This window comes from Rickettsia africae ESF-5 (assembly GCF_000023005.1).
Classification (GTDB): Bacteria; Pseudomonadota; Alphaproteobacteria; order Rickettsiales; family Rickettsiaceae; genus Rickettsia; species Rickettsia rickettsii.
In genome coordinates this window covers 652,686-668,987 of sequence record NC_012633.1, presented here as the reverse complement: position 1 = coordinate 668,987, position 16,302 = coordinate 652,686, and the positions used below count along the sequence as shown (strand labels likewise).

Here is a 16,302-nt window from a genome sequence, read left to right as displayed (position 1 = left end):
TTAGTAGCCGTCATTGCGAGGAAAGGCGAGCTTTGTTGCATGGCTTGAAAAACCCGCTCGATGTCATTCCCGCTTTCGCAGGAATGACATAACAACACCTAACTCGCCCCCTACTGACATGACTTGTAGCTACACTATGTTTGCTTTGAGTTTTTGGTGCTTCGCTTTTACTCTTAGTTATAAAGCTTTCTAAATCTTGTTTAGTAAATTTAAACTTAGCAATATTTTCATCAAAGGTTTTAGTTTTATCAAATCTTACATCTTTATTTTTATCTATTCCAAGTACCTCAATGAAACTATCTTTTATTTTACTTGAAGCAGCAGTATCATTTATAAGGTATACAATAAAGCGTTCCATGAGTTTGTATCGGCTTTTAGTGTATTATTACGACTAGTTGCAGCAATAATTACATATTCTTTAAGCTTTTCATTTAATTCTTTTTCGTTTAATGCTCCGGTTTTACAAAATGATAATAACATCTTTGCTTTATCATCATGATTTTCAATAACTCCTTCTTGCCATTTAGAAGTATTATTTTCTTTTGACTGAATAAACATTTCTAACAATTTAGTGCCAGATGTTTTATGTAGATTTTTATTATCATAAACTTCATAAACATTTAGTAGAAATTTTTGATGGTCAAATATTTTATCTGCTTCTTTGCCAAGGTCATGATTATTCAAATGTTCTCTAGTTTGACAATATCCTTTAATATGCAAATAATTAGAATATTTTTGTGCATCTTTGAAATCCAAAGTATCTATTCCGGCAGTATCTAAAACAGCAGTGTTTAAAGCATTTTCACGTAACTGTTCATTAGTTGCTTTTAGAGTTTTCAGTATATTTAAATTTTCCTCCTACTTTTGCAAGTGTCTTAAATAATATATCAGCTAAAAACTTTACGGTATCACTTGGGCTTTCAAATTTTTTTGCACTATATATAGCAATATTTGCATCAGTTTCCATACCCGTACGTACCAAAAGCCATAGCTAGAGTTCTACCTTGTTTTTTAGCTAAGGTAATCTCCTCCATATTATCAGTTATTGCTTTTGTATCAAATTCCAGTTCATTGCCTTTAAAATATTTTGTCGGTATATTATCTCTATATCTGCCGTCTATATATTTTTTACTGTCAATTTCTACCGGCTTAAAAACAAGCGGTATAGAAGCAGAAGCACAGCAAGCTAAGGTAATTTCAACATTTGGCGTATCAAAACTATTGAAAATAGTTAGTTCACTTGTCTCTTGCTGAGTTGCCATAATTACTAAATCTTTATACTGCACTGGATTGTATTTTCGCAGTAACGCTATATCCTTAAAATATATTTTACCGTCTTTTTGGTTGTATCTTTCTCTTAATTCATCAAGAGCTTTATCATCTTTAACATTTACTATATCTGATCTCTGTAAAAAATTTCCTGTATTATTCTTTAATAACAAGTTCTAATAGAGCATATAAAGGTTTACTGTCTTTATTTAACTGTATTATATCCGCAGAAAATCCTTTTTTTCCAAGTAAAGTTTGCAGATTTGTATTTTTAGAAATTTCTTCAAATTGCTCAGGCGGGTGTCCCAAGAGCTACCACTGTGGCAGTTATAGCACCAGCGGAAGAACCTGCTACCGTCTTGACATTATCTAAAATACCAGCTTTTTTGCTGTCTCATAGGCTCCGGAATATATTGCTCCCTTAGCTCCTCCTCCACTAAAAGCTATATATTCGATAGGAGCTTTCTGTGCTTGCTCTAACTCCTGCAATGTTTTTGTTTGATTGCTAGAAGATTGTTGAATTTTTGTAGGTCTTTTAACTCCTCTAATATATCAGATTGCTCATTAACTCCAGGAGTTTGTGACTCTTGCTTCAGATTATTAATAATAGGATGTTTTCTTACCTTTATATCAGCCATAGTTTTATTTTATTAAGTTATCTTCTACAAACTTCCAGTTGATCATATGCTTAATAAATATGTCAACATAATCAGGTCGTTTGTTACGATAATCAATATAATAAGCATGTTCCCATACATCACATGCAAGAAGCGGCTTCATACCGTGTGCTATAGGTGTACCGGCATTAGCGGTTTTTATAATTTGTAACCTATTATCGTGATATATAAGCCATGCCCAGCCGCTACCGAATTGCCCTACTGCCTCTTGCTTAAACTGTTCGCAAAACTCTTCAAAACTACCGAAATCTTTATTAATTTGTTCTAATATTTTACCGCTTGGCTTACCTCCGCCCTGCGGCTTTATTGAATGCCAAAAAAAGGTATGATTCCATATTTGGGCTGCGTTATTAAAAATAGCCGCATTTGAGTTTTGTGATGACCATTCTATTATTTCTTCTAAATCTTTTTTTTGTAATTCTTCTTTATCTTTGAGTAAATTGTTTAGATTTTGTACATAAGTATTATGATGCTTACCATGATGATAATCAAAAGTCTCGAGAGTAAAATGTGGTTTAAAACTTTCTTTCTCATAAGGTAAATCAGGTAAGATAAAAGGATATGAGGTTTGATTAGATTTGTTGCAATAGGTCATGTTATTTTCTCCTATGTTGGTTTTTATATATTTATAGCGAGAATCAATACGTCATTGCGAGAAAAAATTGAAAATTTTGACGAAGCAATCTCAGGAGTCCTACTTTATGAGATTGCCACGCTCCTTGCAGTTGCTTGCAATGACGATTTAGTATCCACGCAGGCATGACATCATAGTAACTTATAAAAATCGGAAGCTAAATAAAGCGATCCGGTTATTATAATATTTGCTTTATTATCGCCGTTTATCTTCTTTATATCACTAATTGCTTCTTCGAGTGAGTCGCTTGCGCTAAAATCAATACCACTCTTTCTGCCTTCCAAATGTATTGTTTCTGCACTATGGCTTAGCGGTTCGGATAAAACTTTAACGCCGTAACCTTTAATTGTCAAATCCTTAAAGTAAGAGCAAAATTCCTCAATATTCCTATTTTTAGTCATACCGAGTATTAAATATATCGATGATTTTAAATTATCACGCATCCAATTTGCCAAAACTTGAGCTCCGCTATTATTGTGAGCTACGTCTATCCAAATTTGAACATTATCACATATTAATTTAGAATATTTTTTCGGTTCTATTTTTTCGATTCTAGCAGGCCAAATAGTATTTTGTAATCCTTTAGCAATAACCTCATTACTAATATTAAATTGTTTGTTAATAAGGCTTATTAAGGCAATAACGCTTGCAGCATTTATTAATTGATGATCACCAAGTAGCGAAGGAGTAGGAAACTCATAGGTAAAATTTTGTGATGAATAAATAAATCCGTTGTCCGTCTTTTTAATACCGAAATCATATTCATAACAGAAACTCGGTACTTCTAACTCTTCAGCCTTGGCAAATAATGTTTCATAAACTTCCAAAACTTGCATACTTATAACGCAAGGAACGCAAGACTTCATAATACCAGCTTTCTCAATTGCTATTAGGGGTAATGTATTACCCAGCATATGCATATGATCATATGAAATAGGTGTAATTAAAGTAATTAACGGTTGTTCTATTATATTTGTTGCGTCTAACCGACCGCCTAGTCCCGTCTCTAAAATTAATATATCGGCTTTTGTTTTCTCAAATGCTAGAAACGCTGCTGCCGTAGTACCTTCAAAGAAGCTAGGTTCAATATTAAATTTTTCGCTTGCTACCCTCACCTGCTCACAAACCTGCCATAATTCATTATCCGAGATTTGCTCACCTGCTACTACGATTCGTTCATTAAATTCTAATAAATGAGGAGATGTATAGCAATGTACCTTATAACCGGCAAGCGTAAAGATGCTTTTAAGCATAGCACTACTTGAACCTTTACCGTTTGTACCTGCTATATGTATGACGGGAGGAAGCCTTAAATGAGAGTTACCTAAGGCTCTTAAAAGTCTTGCTATATTTTCAAGATCATATTTAATGTTATTTTTCCAGGTCGGCACCGGAAAATGCGGCATTAGCATTGTTATTTATTTTTTTCATGAATGATAGAGTTATATCATATTTGTTGTCAACTTAAAGATCGATATCATTCCCGCGCAAGCGGGAATCCGTTACTTTTAAGCTTTCTAAAAGCTTGATTTATCTCGCTTTACCCTGGATTCCCGCTTACGCGGGAATGGCATCGAAACTTTAGATCAACTGTTTTTAGGCAATACTGAAGTTCATCGAGTTTTTGGTTTTACTGCATTGATAAGTCCAATTAATAATACTGATTTAATTATTCCCGGTATTATAAAAGGTAATACGCCGCCGTAAAAGGCACCGCTTGCTCCTAAGAGTGTAGAGAGCCACATCCAGCCTAAGCTCATAATAATTATATTACCGATCAAACATAAAGATATCTGATTTAACCATTGATTAGAAGTAAAAATTTTATCTTTTAAGCTCGCCATAACATATACGGCAATTACAAAACCTGCTAGATATCCTCCGGTAGGACCGAATAATATTTGTACACCGCTTGAAAATTCTCCGAACACAGGGATTCCCATTGCTCCAAGAGTTATGAAAGATAATATTGTTAAAGGTGCGGTAGTCTTATTATATGTAAGTCCGATGAATATCACTGCAACGGTTTGCAATGAAATAAATATAGGCTTTATAGGTATTACTATTTGTGAACAAATAGTAAGTAATGCCACTCCTAAAACTATTTCTATTGCTTGCCTTGTGGTTAACGGTAGTGAGATTGAATTAAGTTGCATAGAATTACCGCATGATTTATTTTTAAGTAATTACACTAAATAGAATTATATAATGTCCTTGTCAAGAATATAAAAATGAAAATAAAAATTTATAATGATCTAGGAGTTTCAAAAGAAAGTATTAAGCATTGCGTGCATACCTTAAGACTTTATGCTCCAAAGTATAACGTAGATTATATTACTGCACAAGAAATTATAGACGAAAAGTGGGTTCAAAACACCTTATTACTTATTTTACTCGGTGGAAGAGATTTATACTATGTACAAAAATTGCAAGGCAAAGGAAATGTTAATATAAAGAATTATATTAAAAACGGTGGTAATTTTCTTGGGATATGTGCAGGCAGTTACTATAGCGGTAACTATGTAGAATTCGCTAAAGGAACAAATATAGAGGTTATAAGTAAAAGAGAATTAAAGATTTTCAATGGAACGGTTAGAGGACCATTGCTTGCTCCTTATTGTTACAACTCACATAAAGGAGCAAGAGCCGCTTATTTAAAAATAAATCCAACACTTAATTTAAATATTAAGGATTGTTATGCTTTTTATAATGGCGGTGGATATTTTATTGATGCAGAAAATACCAAAGATACTGAAATAATAGCAAGTTATGAGAATTCTCAGGCTGCAATAATAAAATGTACTTACGGCGACGGGACAGCTATTTTAAGTGGAGTGCATCTTGAATATGAGCCTGCACTCATAAAAAATCAATCTCTTAATAATATTCATAAAATACTAAAAGCTCATGATACGGAAAGAATCAAATTATTAAATTATATATTAGACTTCTTCGGAAACACGCTTATAGAGAGGAATTTGTAGGAAATACGCAGCACAACAGAACCGCAGCGTACGTAGAAGTACGTGAGAGGATGTGAGCAGCGAATTGACTCGCAAATTACCTCTAGAAGTAGAGTTTCCGAAGAAGTCTATTCAAAAATCTAAATCTGTATAATAGTTTGGAGGGGTAAAGCCAGGGATTCTATCTTGTAGTAATAACCTAAAAGCCGGTCTTGATTTAATTAGTGAATACCAATGTTTGATAAGCGTCCATTTATCCCAATAAATCTCACCGAAATAATCGAGTACCGATAAGTGACAACTTGCGGCAATATCGGCAATAGTTAGTGACTCCGATACAAGATAACTTCTTTTTTCTAGTAAAAAAGTTATATATTCTAAGTGATAATTTAAATTATTTTTTGCAACACGTAAAAACTCGGTTCGTGGGCTGCTCATTTTAGCAATTGATCTTATAACTTTTTCATTGATAATAATCTTAGTAACTTCACGATAAAATTTATCGTTAAACCAAAAGAATAATCGTCTAATTTCGCAACAAATATCAATATCTTCATCTAAAAAATTAAAATTCGGATATTTGCCATTAAGATATTCAACAAAAGGATAAATACCTACCACAAATAAACCGTATGATTCTGCTAAAATAGGTAAAGTTCCGGCAGGATTTATTTTTAAAAAATCTTTATTGAATTGCCAATAATCTTCTTTAATCGTAGTAAATTCTATATCTAATTCTTTTAAGAAGACACGGGCTTGTCTTGAAAGAGGACAAATAGGATTATGATATAACTTTTTCATTAAATTGTGTTACAGTCCTAGTCATTCCGCGACTTGATCGCAGGATCTATCAATATTTGTTAAGCTATTTTCTAAGTTCCCGCGATCAAGTCGCGGGATGACAATAAGGTCTATAAGCCGGATTCTGTATGAATATCAATTCATTGCAGTTATTTATCTAGGATAAACGTTACCGTTTACCTCAAGCGATCTACCCGCATTACAAGTCGGTTAGAGATAACCCGGGAACTTGATAAGTTCTGTAACGCCTATTTGATCTTGCTCTTGGTGGGGTTTACCATGCGTAATTTGTTACCAACTTACCGGTACGCTCTTACCGTACCTTTTCACCCTTACCAAAAATACTCGATCAACTGCAAAAATTGGCTGCGTCATTTCACAAGTACTACGGTACTCACGTATTAAGTATACGCTCCGTTCCTCGTCTTATGAACTCCTAGCTCTTTTTGAAGTTGATCTTCGTATTCATACTTGGCGGTGTATTTTCTGTGGTACTGTCCCTAAAGTAATAATACTCTGCCGGAGGTTAACCGGCACCATACCTCTATAGAGTCCGGACTTTCCTCGTGATCTATAGCTTTGCTATATTATCACGCAACTGCACGACCATTTAGAATTATGGTCAATTTTCTTAAATTAGTCAATAACATTTAGAATAAGTTCAATTAACTTATTAGGTTCTGTGAAGGTTTCTAATTGATTTGCTATTTTGAGATATTTTTTAGCGAAAATTAATAAGATTCTTTTTGAAAATTTGACTTTTGTACACAGAATATAATTAAATTAATAAGTATAATAATAAATTTAAAATTTCAACTATTTTATTAAAGATATTCTTAATTTAACGTTGCTACTATTTTTTTCATACTGTATAAATATGTATTTAATGCTCCTAAACACATAAATTGTTAGCAAATTTTGATATATGATATGAAAAAATTAATTTATTATTTTGGCAGTAATGGTAGTGATGGAAACGCTAGCATGAAAAATATACTTGGTAACAAAGGTGCTGGTCTTGCCGAAATGTCCAACCTCAAACTACCTATTCCTGATGGTTTTACAATAACTACAGAGCTATGTAATTATTTTTATACCCACAATAATAACTTTCCTAAAAACTTTCAAAGCGACTTAAAAAAAGCTATCACTGAACTTGAAATAATTACCGGTAAAATTTTCGGCAGTACAAGCAATCCTTTATTGTTATCGGTGCGTTCGGGCTCTACGGTTTCAATGCCTGGAATGATGGATACTATCCTTAATCTTGGAATGAATAACGAAGTGTGTAATGCTCTTGCGGATTCCTGCGGTGATAAACGATTTGCTCTTGATAGTTACAAAAGATTTTTAGAAATGTACGGTTCAACGGTATTATCTATACCTAGTGATCTATTTGAACAAATTTACGAAAAGCACAAGATGCAAGCCGATATTCATAAAGATAGCGATATTACTGTAGAATTATTAGAAAAAATTATTGATGATTTCAAACGGTTGCATATTAAGTATACTAAGCAACTGATTAATGATCCTTATGAACAGTTAGAATCGGCAATTAAAGCGGTGCTACATTCTTGGATGAGTAATAGAGCGGTTATATATAGAAAAATCAATAATATTTTGGAGGATTTCGGTACGGCTATTAATATCCAAGCAATGGTTTTCGGTAATTTAGGTAAAACTTCAGCTACGGGAGTTGCTTTTACTAGGTCACCTTCTACAGGAGAAAAAAAGCTCTTTGGAGAGTTTTTAATAAATGCTCAAGGTGAAGACATAGTATCGGGAACTAGAACACCTATGCCTATTATTGCAAATGATTCAAATTCTATGCAAGCAATGATGCCAGAAGTGTTTAAGGAGTTATCACAAATTGCACAAAAGCTTGAAGAACATTACTTAGATATGCAGGATATAGAATTCACTATAGAAAATAATAAGCTATATATTTTGCAAACACGTACTGCAAAAAGAACAGCCATTGCTGCTATTAATATTGCCGTACAAATGGTAGAAGAAAAGCTTATTTCTAAAGAACAGGCCTTAATGCGAATCGATCCGGAATCATTAAATCAATTATTACATACAAGAATTGATTACAGTAAGGGGCTTACTTCTATTGCTGAGGGGCTACCTGCTTCTCCTGGGGCTGCAACAGGTATTGCAGTATTCTCACCTTATGATGCCGAAAAATTATCTCATCATCATAAAGTAATTTTAGTACGCCATGATACTAGTCCTGAGGATATTAACGGAATGCATGTTTCTTCAGGTATTTTAACTATTAGAGGGGGAATGACTTCACATGCTGCAGTTGTAGCAAGAGGTATGGGGAAGCCTTGTGTTTGCGGTACAAGTAATTTATCTATAGATGAGAAAAAGCAAATATTAACAGCAGGCGACATAGTTATTAAACAAGGTGATATTATAACGATTGACGGAGGTAGCGGTAAAATCTTCTTAGGTGAAATGCCGTTAATTCAACCTACTTTCAGTGAAGAATCAAAATTAATTTTAGATTGGGCAGACGAGATTAGTAGCTTAAAAGTTCGTGCAAATGCTGAAACAGTTAACGATGCTTTAGTATCTGTAAAGTTTGGAGCTCAAGGTATAGGTTTATGTCGTAGCGAACATATGTTTTTTGATAAAAATAAAATTCCTTTAGTAAGAGACATGATTATTGCTCCTGATATAGAACGGAGAAAGCTTGCCGTGCAGAAATTATTACCTTTGCAAACTGAGGATTTTAAAGCTTTATTCAGAGTAATGAAAGATAAACCGGTAAATATTAGATTACTTGATCCGCCGTTACATGAGTTTTTACCTACCACCGAAGAAGATAAAAAGAATTTGGCCAATAGCTTAAATCTACCTTTATCCATGATTAATCAACGTCTTCATGCTATGCATGAAGTAAATCCTATGCTCGGTCACCGTGGATGTAGACTTGGTATATGTTCGCCGGAAATTTACCAAATGCAAATTGAAGCAATTTTTACAGCTATTTTTGAGCTACATAAAAAAGAACATATAGAATGTAACTTAGAATTAATGATCCCTTTAATTAGCAATGTAGGTGAAATACAAAAGCTTAAAATGGATATTTATGCGGTAATAGAGGAATTAGAGCAACGTTATAGATATAAGTTTTCCTTTACGCTCGGTACTATGATAGAACTACCCAGGGCAGCACTCGGCAGTAAGAAAATAGCTAAGGAAGTTGACTATTTTAGTTTTGGTACTAATGATTTAACTCAGACTACATATGGAATTTCTAGAGATGATATTGCCTCTTTTCTTCCATATTATTTAGAAGAAAAGATTTTTGAATCCGATCCATTTACTACTCTCGATGAAGAAGGAGTAGGAGAATTAATTGAAATTGCTATAAAACGCGGAAAAAGCAGTAATGCTAATTTGAAACTCGGAGCTTGCGGAGAACATGCAGGGAACCCTGCCTCTATAGAATTTTTTCATAGAATGAATTTAAACTATGTTTCTTGTTCTCCATACCGTATCCCTATAGCAAGAATCGCCGCAGCACAAGCTAAAATTAAATACGGGTGATAAAGGCGTTGTTGCGAGCGGGTATTGGATACCTATAGTACCGGACATTTTCGTTCTATATCATTTCCGCGTGGCCTTGTTGTGTGAATCAATTTCACCTCTGTCATCCCGTGGCTTGACCACGGGATCCAGTTAAAAATACTAAAATTATTAGTATTTTTTATTGTTTTTTGGACCCCGTGGTTAAGCCACGGGGTGACACAGTGGGTTTTACCGGTTCACGCAATGACCAAAAAATTATTTACAAATTAATATGATCATAATACCAATATTAAGCATTTTTGGGGTTTCGTCTTTTTTTGCCAAATATTTCAAAACAAAATTGACTTTCGCTATTCCCATAACAATCAGCATATTAGTACCGATTTTATATTGTTTTGCTATGTTAAAGCTATTACCGGCTGCAACATATATATATTATTTCATCGGTATATTTTTAGCTTTCATGTCATTCCTGCATTTTATAGGCGTTGTTGTAGGGGGTGGCTCCGCTCCTGTCATCCCGCGACTTGATCGCGGGATCCAGTTAAAAATGTTTAGTATTTTTAAGTTATATTTTTGGATACCGTGGTCAAGTCACGGTATGACACCGCACGCATTTCTTGATCTACGCAATAATACCTCCTTCATGTCATTTCTGTGGAAGCAGGAATCTAGAAAAAATATAATTGAAATCATTGTATTTACTTTATTGATTCTTTTGTTTTTTCTTTATACCAGAGATGCATCGCTGCATTCTTATGATGATTTCTCACATTGGGGAATATTTACTAAAGAATTGTTATATTTCGGTGTTTTTGAAAATCAGTCTTCGTTAACTTCCATTATTACTACTCATGCCCATTATCCAAGAGGAGCTGCCGTTTATCATTATTTTATGCTGCTACTTTCAGGTTATTCGGACGGTAACGTATTATTTGCTCATTTCTTATTACATTTAGCATTTCTAGCTCCTTTAGCCGCAAATAAGAAATTGTGGCAAACCGGAATGTTGTTTTCACTTTTACTTTGCGACGTAGTATTATATACGACCGGAATTCGTTCAATATATAACGATAGTACTATTGGCTTAATGTTCGGAGCTATTTTTGCAATTTATATCCTTGCGGAAGATAAGAAAAAAGCATTATTACTTATTTTACCTATTACGATATTACTTGCCTCTTTCCGAGAAATTGGAACATGGCTTGCTAGTTTTGCTGCGATAATTCTTATAGCTCATTATACAATTTTTTATAAAAAGCCTAAAAAATCAAGTGATTATATTATGTATCTGATTTTACTTACTTTACCTATTTTGTGTAGTTTTATTTGGATGAGTTATTTTAAAAACACCCATGATTTTTTTGACAGATGCGAACATAGTTTTAGCAATTTAGTATATATTGCTGAAAATTTTAATGAACAGCATAGATCATTATTACTAAATTACGGTAAATTTCTCTTGTTATTCTTATTAAAAGAAGGAAGTTTAGTTGTATATACTATTTGTATAGCTGCATGGTACGGAATTTGTAAATATAAACCGGATTTGCTGAAAGAATATAAATTTTTCCTGATAAGTACGTTTGCGTGTTTTATAATTTTTGCTTTGTGGCGGTTATATTTATATTTCTTTAACTTTAGTTATGAAGAGGCAATTAGAGGGGCATCATTACTTAGATATCTTGGATGTTATGTTATAGCTATCGGAATGATTGCAGCTTCGTATGTTAAAAATAGTATTTTCTTACACAAGCAAAGTAATAAAGAGTTATTTATATTCCTTCTGCTTCTTGCTGTTTCTACGTTTTCCGTAGTAAAAAATATACTAAGAATCAAACACTTAAACTTAGAACAAAAGAATTTTATCCAGCAAACAACAGAAGTTAAAAAGCTATTGGAGCAAGGCAATAAAATTGAATTTAACTTTAGCGGTAAGAAAGATAATTTACAATGTTATATATTAAATTATAATCTAGTACCGTATTTAGGTAAGAAATCTTTACAAGAATGTATAAAAGCTTCTAAAGAAGCGATTATAGAAACAAAGGAAGAAGCGGTATATGCTCCTTTTAAATAGCGTTGAGGATTTGTTGCACAGCTCCTATGTCATTCCTGTGTGGCCTTGTTGTGTAGATATTACCCCATCATTGCGAGCAGTTGTAGTACTTGCGTGGCAATCTCATAAAATAATAACAGATTTCTGAGATTGCTTCATCAATTGCTATGCAATTTCCGTAGCTCAGATGGGAAAGCTGATTCACGCAACAACATCACGCGAGAATAACATAAAACCAATATAGATTTTAACAATTATGGATATAAAATATAATTTAGCTGCCGCTTACCGAATAATGGCGTATTTATCGCTGGATGATCATACTTATACGCATCTATCCGCAAGACCTAAAAATGCCGTTTTTTACTATATTTATCCTTTTGGACTAAGATTTGAAGAAGTAACTACAGAGAATCTTTTAAAAGTTAGTTTAGACGGACAAATTTTAGAAGGCGAAGAATATCAATATAATAAAACCGGTTACTTTATTCATGGTAGTATTTATAAAACACGCCCTGATATTTCTGCTATTTTTCATTATCATACTCCTGCAGCTATTGCCGTTTCTGCTTTAAAATGCGGGCTTTTACCGATCAGTCAATGGGCATTACATTTTTACGATAGAATATCATATCATAATTATAATTCTCTAGTACTAGATGCCGACAAACAGAGTAGTAGACTTGTTACTGACCTTAAACAGAATTATGTGATGTTACTTCGTAATCACGGTGCTATTACCTGCGGAAAAACTATTCATGAAGCTATGTTTTATACTTACCATTTAGAACAAGCTTGTAAAACGCAATGCCTACTAAATTCTACAAAAGAACAAGAGCTTATAATCCCTTCCGTAGAAATATGTAAGCAGACGGTAAAAGACTTATTATTGTTTGAAGAAGATTTAGGCAAACGTGACTGGGCAGCTTGGCTACGACTTGTGAAGATGTGATCACAATACTACGACCCCAGCGGCTTTACTTGCTTGTTTTAAGGATTTATCAAGTGTTGCTATTGGTAACCCACAGCGTAATACTAGCTCTAAATAGCTAGCATCATAAAGTGTTAATCCATATTGTACGGCTAAATCCATTGTCTCAAACCATATATGTTCCAATGTTATTTGATCAATTTTGATGTAAAGATCCTTTAAAGTATAAATTGCTTGGTGACGTTGATTTGCAGTAAGACGTTTTGCACGCTCTGCACATAATAATACATTTCCAATCTCAAGCCCCCAAATAGCAGGGACAATTGCTCCTTCTGTTATGGTTTTATCTAGTATATCCAAGCTTGCTACTTCATCAGGCATAAGCCATGATAAAGCAATTGAAGAATCTAAAACAAAAGAGACCATTTTTTACTTCTTACCCTCATTTTTGTAATTTAGCCATACTTCTAAATCCGATGGTTGTAAATTAATTTCTTTTGCAAGCTTTTCGCAGTCTAAGAGCTGCAATCTTTGCTATTTCAATATTATTATGAGAATCAATAGGAACAATTTTTGCAGCAGCTTTTCCTCTTTTAGTAATTAAAATTTCTTCACCTTTACTAACTCGGTCTAATAATTTAGAAAAATGGGTTTTAGCATCAAAGGCTGTAATTGTGTTTTTCATATAATGAACTAGTTAATTAACTAGTCAGTTATAACATATTTTAAATTTAAATGTCAAAAACTTTAATAGACATCTTTCCAAACACTTATAGAGAGGAATTTAAAGGAGACACGAAAGCACTTGTCACCGCAGCGTACAAACTAGTACGTGAGGATACGAGTCTAGGCTTGATGTATAAATTACCTCTGGAAGCGAAGTTTGAGAAAATGTCTAATGCCTACAACCGCTACCGTGAATATGTGGAGGATGGAGTTTGATATGCTTTAGCATCTTTTTAAGTAGTGTATCACGCTTAAGTTTTGATAAATAATCTAAGAAAGTTTTGCCGTTTAAATAATCTATTTCATGCTGAATTACAGTTGCTAAAAAGCCTTCTGCTGCTAGTTCTTGCTTATTACCGTTATAATCAAGATATTTTACCTTGATTGCTTTTGATCGTGTAATAGATGCTTCAATGCCTGGAAACGATAAAGAACCCTCAATAAAAGTTTGTTTTTCTTCTGAAAAATAAGTTATGTTCGGATTAATAAAAACTATAGGCGATGATTTATTATTTTCATGTAGGTCAACTACCGCTATACGCTTTAATATTCCTACCATATTAGCACCCAAGCCCACTGCCCTTTCTATATGTAAATTCTGAAGCATTTTATCGACAATAGTACGAATATTATCATCAACAATGTCTATATATTCTGCTTGTTTTTTAAAAATATCGTTTGGTGCATAAACTATTTGATAGTAAGGTTTATCTTGATTCATTAATATACTCCGATAAATGAAGAGTTATTTTTGCATTGCTAAATAAAGATAGATATCGTTATTGCGAGCGAGCATTGTTGCGTATACCGGTTTTCCCGTCATTACAAGGAAATTACAAAGTAATTGACGAAGTAATCCAGTAAAAAATTCTAATTTACAGAATTTTTTAATTATTTTCTAGATTGCCACGCAGCCTACGGCTGCTCACAATGATGACTCAGTGTCCATGCAACAACGCATCCTTGTAATGGTGTAGCTTTTTCAAACCATCAATATTTATTTAGCAATGCCATTATTTCATTACGATAGCTGATAATATATTCTGATTATAAGGTTCTTGCAAATGATATGAGCGTCTTTTACTTGGATATTTTAACGGATTTGTGTAAGTATCTTCAGCAATATTTTTTATATCTTTGACGCCTGCTTCTTTAAGTTTTAACTCTACAAAAGTCGGTAAATCAAACATATAATGATTTTCTTTTATAGAGTTTATAAAAAACTGTTTATTGTTAATATCCTTACTTAAGAAAGCTTTATAATATTCATCATCAACTTCATATGAACTTTGAGCTATAGCAGGACCTATCACTGCTATTAAATTCTTTGCTCCTTTTTCTGTTATTTTAGTAACTATATTGCTAATAATATTATTTATACTTCCTTTCCAACCTGCATGTGCCGCTCCGATTATTTTACCGTCGCCGCTTGCAAGTAATACCGGTACACAATCTGCTGATTGTACCGCTAATATTAAATTTTTCTTAGTTGTAATGCTGCCATCTGCTTCAGGTACGGCAATTATGGACTCATCAGCATTAACAATTTGATTGCCATGTACTTGGTTTAAAATTAAAATATCTTGTGCTTTAAAATAAGTAATAATAGATTTTTTGTTTTCAACTATTTCTGTTTCATTTATAGAGTTATTTTTTTTTATATATCTATGACTAGAATTATTGAATGTTTTATCAAAAATTTTATAATAAACTGATCCGTTTATTAATCCTTCCATGAAAATATCCCATATTAATTATAATAGTTTTATTAATACTTTATCCGGTCGTTTACAAAAAAATAAACAGCTAGAAAAAATAATAGCACAATTTCATCAAGACTATAACCTAATCCCTATTATTGGCGTAGAAATAGAGTTTTATTTAAGTCACAATATTGATATAGCTAAATTTGAAATACTTTCAAGAAAATACTTAGCTAGATTTAAAATTGCTAAAATAAAAAAAGAAAAAGGCAATAACCAATTTGAAATAGATCTTCCCCCTTCTGTAAACTTAATACAATATATAAAAAATATATTAGAGGTTAAAACTATTTTAACAAAAATGGCACAGCAGTTAAACGGTTATATAGATTTTTCGCCTAAGCCGTTTTTGGATGATTATGGTAATAGTATGCATTTTCATATTAATTTTAATTCCGAGTTCAATGATTATTATATAATTTTAGCAGCACAAGGGCTATGTCACTATATGTTAGACACCCTACTCGCTTTTATGCCTACTACTCTAGATTATGCACGGATAAATAAAAAATTTATGGCTCCTACGCATATATCGTACGGTGGAAATAATAGAAGCGTAGCCGTACGAACTCCAAATGCTTTTCCCAAACGTTTAGAACATCGCTTATCTTCCCCCGAAACCGATCCATATATAGCAATTTTTACTATTTTAAAGTCAATATTGTTGGCTTTAAAATCTCCAAGTTCGCTCCAAACAATAGAAAAAATTTACGGGAATGCTTTTGATCCACAATATAATTTAACTCCATTACCGACATCATCTCAGGTGAGCTTTATGTTATTTAAACCGGATTTTTTTAAATAATTTGTATTTTGTTCACAAAACCTAAAAACTAAACAATAATTGTTTTTACAACTAAAATAAAGATTGATATAAAATATTAAATATAAAACTGCCGAAATTGTTTCAATTAAGTATTTTATTTTTCT

The 16,302-nt window shown here is 32.9% G+C and carries 18 protein-coding genes, 1 other RNA gene and 3 pseudogenes; 6 read left to right on the top strand and 16 right to left on the bottom strand.

From position 1 onward, the window contains the following. Window positions 1-10: 10 nt before the first annotated feature. From RAF_RS10750 to RAF_RS03465, 9 genes are all read right to left on the bottom strand, one after another. Window positions 11-358 (bottom strand): hypothetical protein, encoded by a 348-nt coding sequence (locus tag RAF_RS10750; protein ID WP_410524335.1) that lies wholly within the window; start codon window positions 356-358, stop codon window positions 11-13. Then, window positions 331-756, bottom strand: a complete 426-nt coding sequence (locus RAF_RS10745) for a hypothetical protein (RefSeq protein WP_410524334.1) — start codon at window positions 754-756, stop codon at window positions 331-333. The genes RAF_RS10750 and RAF_RS10745 overlap by 28 nt, the downstream gene beginning before the upstream one ends. 61 nt (window positions 757-817) lie before the next feature. Next, window positions 818-967, bottom strand: coding sequence for a hypothetical protein (locus tag RAF_RS10740; RefSeq protein WP_410003118.1), 150 nt, complete (start codon window positions 965-967; stop codon window positions 818-820). Beyond that, window positions 957-1,442, bottom strand: coding sequence for a patatin-like phospholipase family protein (locus tag RAF_RS10735; RefSeq protein WP_041471869.1), 486 nt, complete (start codon window positions 1,440-1,442; stop codon window positions 957-959). Before RAF_RS10735 ends, RAF_RS10740 begins: the two co-directional genes overlap by 11 nt. Further along, window positions 1,426-1,578, bottom strand: a complete 153-nt coding sequence (locus RAF_RS10730; RefSeq protein WP_410524333.1) for a hypothetical protein — start codon at window positions 1,576-1,578, stop codon at window positions 1,426-1,428. Before RAF_RS10730 ends, RAF_RS10735 begins: the two co-directional genes overlap by 17 nt. Window positions 1,579-1,745: 167 nt before the next feature. Continuing rightward, window positions 1,746-1,907: a hypothetical protein gene (locus RAF_RS10725; protein ID WP_410524332.1), complete on the bottom strand. Its 162-nt coding sequence runs from the start codon at window positions 1,905-1,907 to the stop codon at window positions 1,746-1,748. A gap of 4 nt (window positions 1,908-1,911) precedes the next feature. Further along, window positions 1,912-2,541, bottom strand: a complete 630-nt coding sequence (locus RAF_RS03480; protein ID WP_010977391.1) for a superoxide dismutase — start codon at window positions 2,539-2,541, stop codon at window positions 1,912-1,914. A gap of 170 nt (window positions 2,542-2,711) precedes the next feature. Then, window positions 2,712-3,992 carry a folylpolyglutamate synthase/dihydrofolate synthase family protein gene (locus RAF_RS03470; protein WP_012719738.1) on the bottom strand — a complete coding sequence of 427 codons (1,281 nt, stop codon included), beginning with the start codon at window positions 3,990-3,992 and terminating at the stop codon, window positions 2,712-2,714. A 201-nt stretch (window positions 3,993-4,193) separates the two neighbouring features. Next, window positions 4,194-4,736, bottom strand: a complete 543-nt coding sequence (locus RAF_RS03465) for a biotin transporter BioY (RefSeq protein ID WP_012719737.1) — start codon at window positions 4,734-4,736, stop codon at window positions 4,194-4,196. Between the two features lie 75 nt (window positions 4,737-4,811). Between RAF_RS03465 and RAF_RS03460 the strand changes: the two genes are divergently transcribed. After that, the gene (locus tag RAF_RS03460) at window positions 4,812-5,564 is read left to right on the top strand and encodes a BPL-N domain-containing protein (protein ID WP_012719736.1); all 753 of its coding nucleotides are present in this window, start codon (window positions 4,812-4,814) and stop codon (window positions 5,562-5,564) included. Then, window positions 5,507-5,688 (top strand): annotated as a pseudogene (locus RAF_RS10720) (palindromic element RPE1 domain-containing protein); the annotation flags it as partial. The gene RAF_RS03460 and the pseudogene RAF_RS10720, both read left to right, overlap by 58 nt. Here RAF_RS10720 and RAF_RS03455 read toward each other — a convergent pair. Then, window positions 5,676-6,344: a glutathione S-transferase family protein gene (locus tag RAF_RS03455; protein ID WP_012719735.1), complete on the bottom strand. Its 669-nt coding sequence runs from the start codon at window positions 6,342-6,344 to the stop codon at window positions 5,676-5,678. The pseudogene RAF_RS10720 and the gene RAF_RS03455 overlap by 13 nt on opposite strands. Before the next feature lie 97 nt (window positions 6,345-6,441). Beyond that, window positions 6,442-6,958, bottom strand: an RNA gene (gene rnpB, locus RAF_RS07120) — RNase P RNA component class A. A 316-nt stretch (window positions 6,959-7,274) separates the two neighbouring features. Here rnpB and ppdK point away from each other — a divergent pair. From ppdK to RAF_RS03440, 3 genes are all read left to right on the top strand, one after another. Next, window positions 7,275-9,911, top strand: a complete 2,637-nt coding sequence (ppdK, locus tag RAF_RS03450) for a pyruvate, phosphate dikinase (RefSeq protein ID WP_012719734.1) — start codon at window positions 7,275-7,277, stop codon at window positions 9,909-9,911. A 253-nt stretch (window positions 9,912-10,164) separates the two neighbouring features. Continuing rightward, window positions 10,165-11,973, top strand: a complete 1,809-nt coding sequence (locus RAF_RS03445) for a hypothetical protein (protein WP_012719733.1) — start codon at window positions 10,165-10,167, stop codon at window positions 11,971-11,973. Between the two features lie 235 nt (window positions 11,974-12,208). Beyond that, window positions 12,209-12,904: a class II aldolase/adducin family protein gene (locus tag RAF_RS03440; protein ID WP_012719732.1), complete on the top strand. Its 696-nt coding sequence runs from the start codon at window positions 12,209-12,211 to the stop codon at window positions 12,902-12,904. On the opposite strand, the gene RAF_RS03435 is transcribed toward RAF_RS03440, so the two are convergent. The 5 genes and pseudogenes from RAF_RS03435 to pgeF all read right to left on the bottom strand — a co-directional run bounded on the left by RAF_RS03435 (window position 12,905) and on the right by pgeF (window position 15,345). After that, window positions 12,905-13,309: a type II toxin-antitoxin system VapC family toxin gene (locus tag RAF_RS03435; RefSeq protein ID WP_004995653.1), complete on the bottom strand. Its 405-nt coding sequence runs from the start codon at window positions 13,307-13,309 to the stop codon at window positions 12,905-12,907. 3 nt (window positions 13,310-13,312) lie between these two features. Further along, window positions 13,313-13,568: pseudogene (locus RAF_RS03430) on the bottom strand (type II toxin-antitoxin system Phd/YefM family antitoxin). Between the two features lie 210 nt (window positions 13,569-13,778). Further along, window positions 13,779-14,330, bottom strand: coding sequence for a peptide deformylase (gene def, locus RAF_RS03425; protein ID WP_004995657.1), 552 nt, complete (start codon window positions 14,328-14,330; stop codon window positions 13,779-13,781). A gap of 108 nt (window positions 14,331-14,438) precedes the next feature. Continuing rightward, window positions 14,439-14,551 (bottom strand): annotated as a pseudogene (locus RAF_RS09845) (lytic transglycosylase domain-containing protein); the annotation flags it as partial. Window positions 14,552-14,622: 71 nt separating this feature from the next. Continuing rightward, on the bottom strand, window positions 14,623-15,345 hold the full coding sequence (gene pgeF, locus RAF_RS03420) for a peptidoglycan editing factor PgeF (protein ID WP_012719730.1): 723 nt from the start codon (window positions 15,343-15,345) through the stop codon (window positions 14,623-14,625). Between pgeF and RAF_RS03415 the strand changes: the two genes are divergently transcribed. Further along, a complete protein-coding gene (locus tag RAF_RS03415) occupies window positions 15,344-16,177 on the top strand; it encodes a glutamine synthetase family protein (RefSeq protein ID WP_012719729.1) in 834 nt (277 codons plus the stop codon). The two genes, pgeF and RAF_RS03415, sit on opposite strands and share 2 nt — an antisense overlap. The last annotated feature ends 125 nt before the right edge of the window (window positions 16,178-16,302 follow it).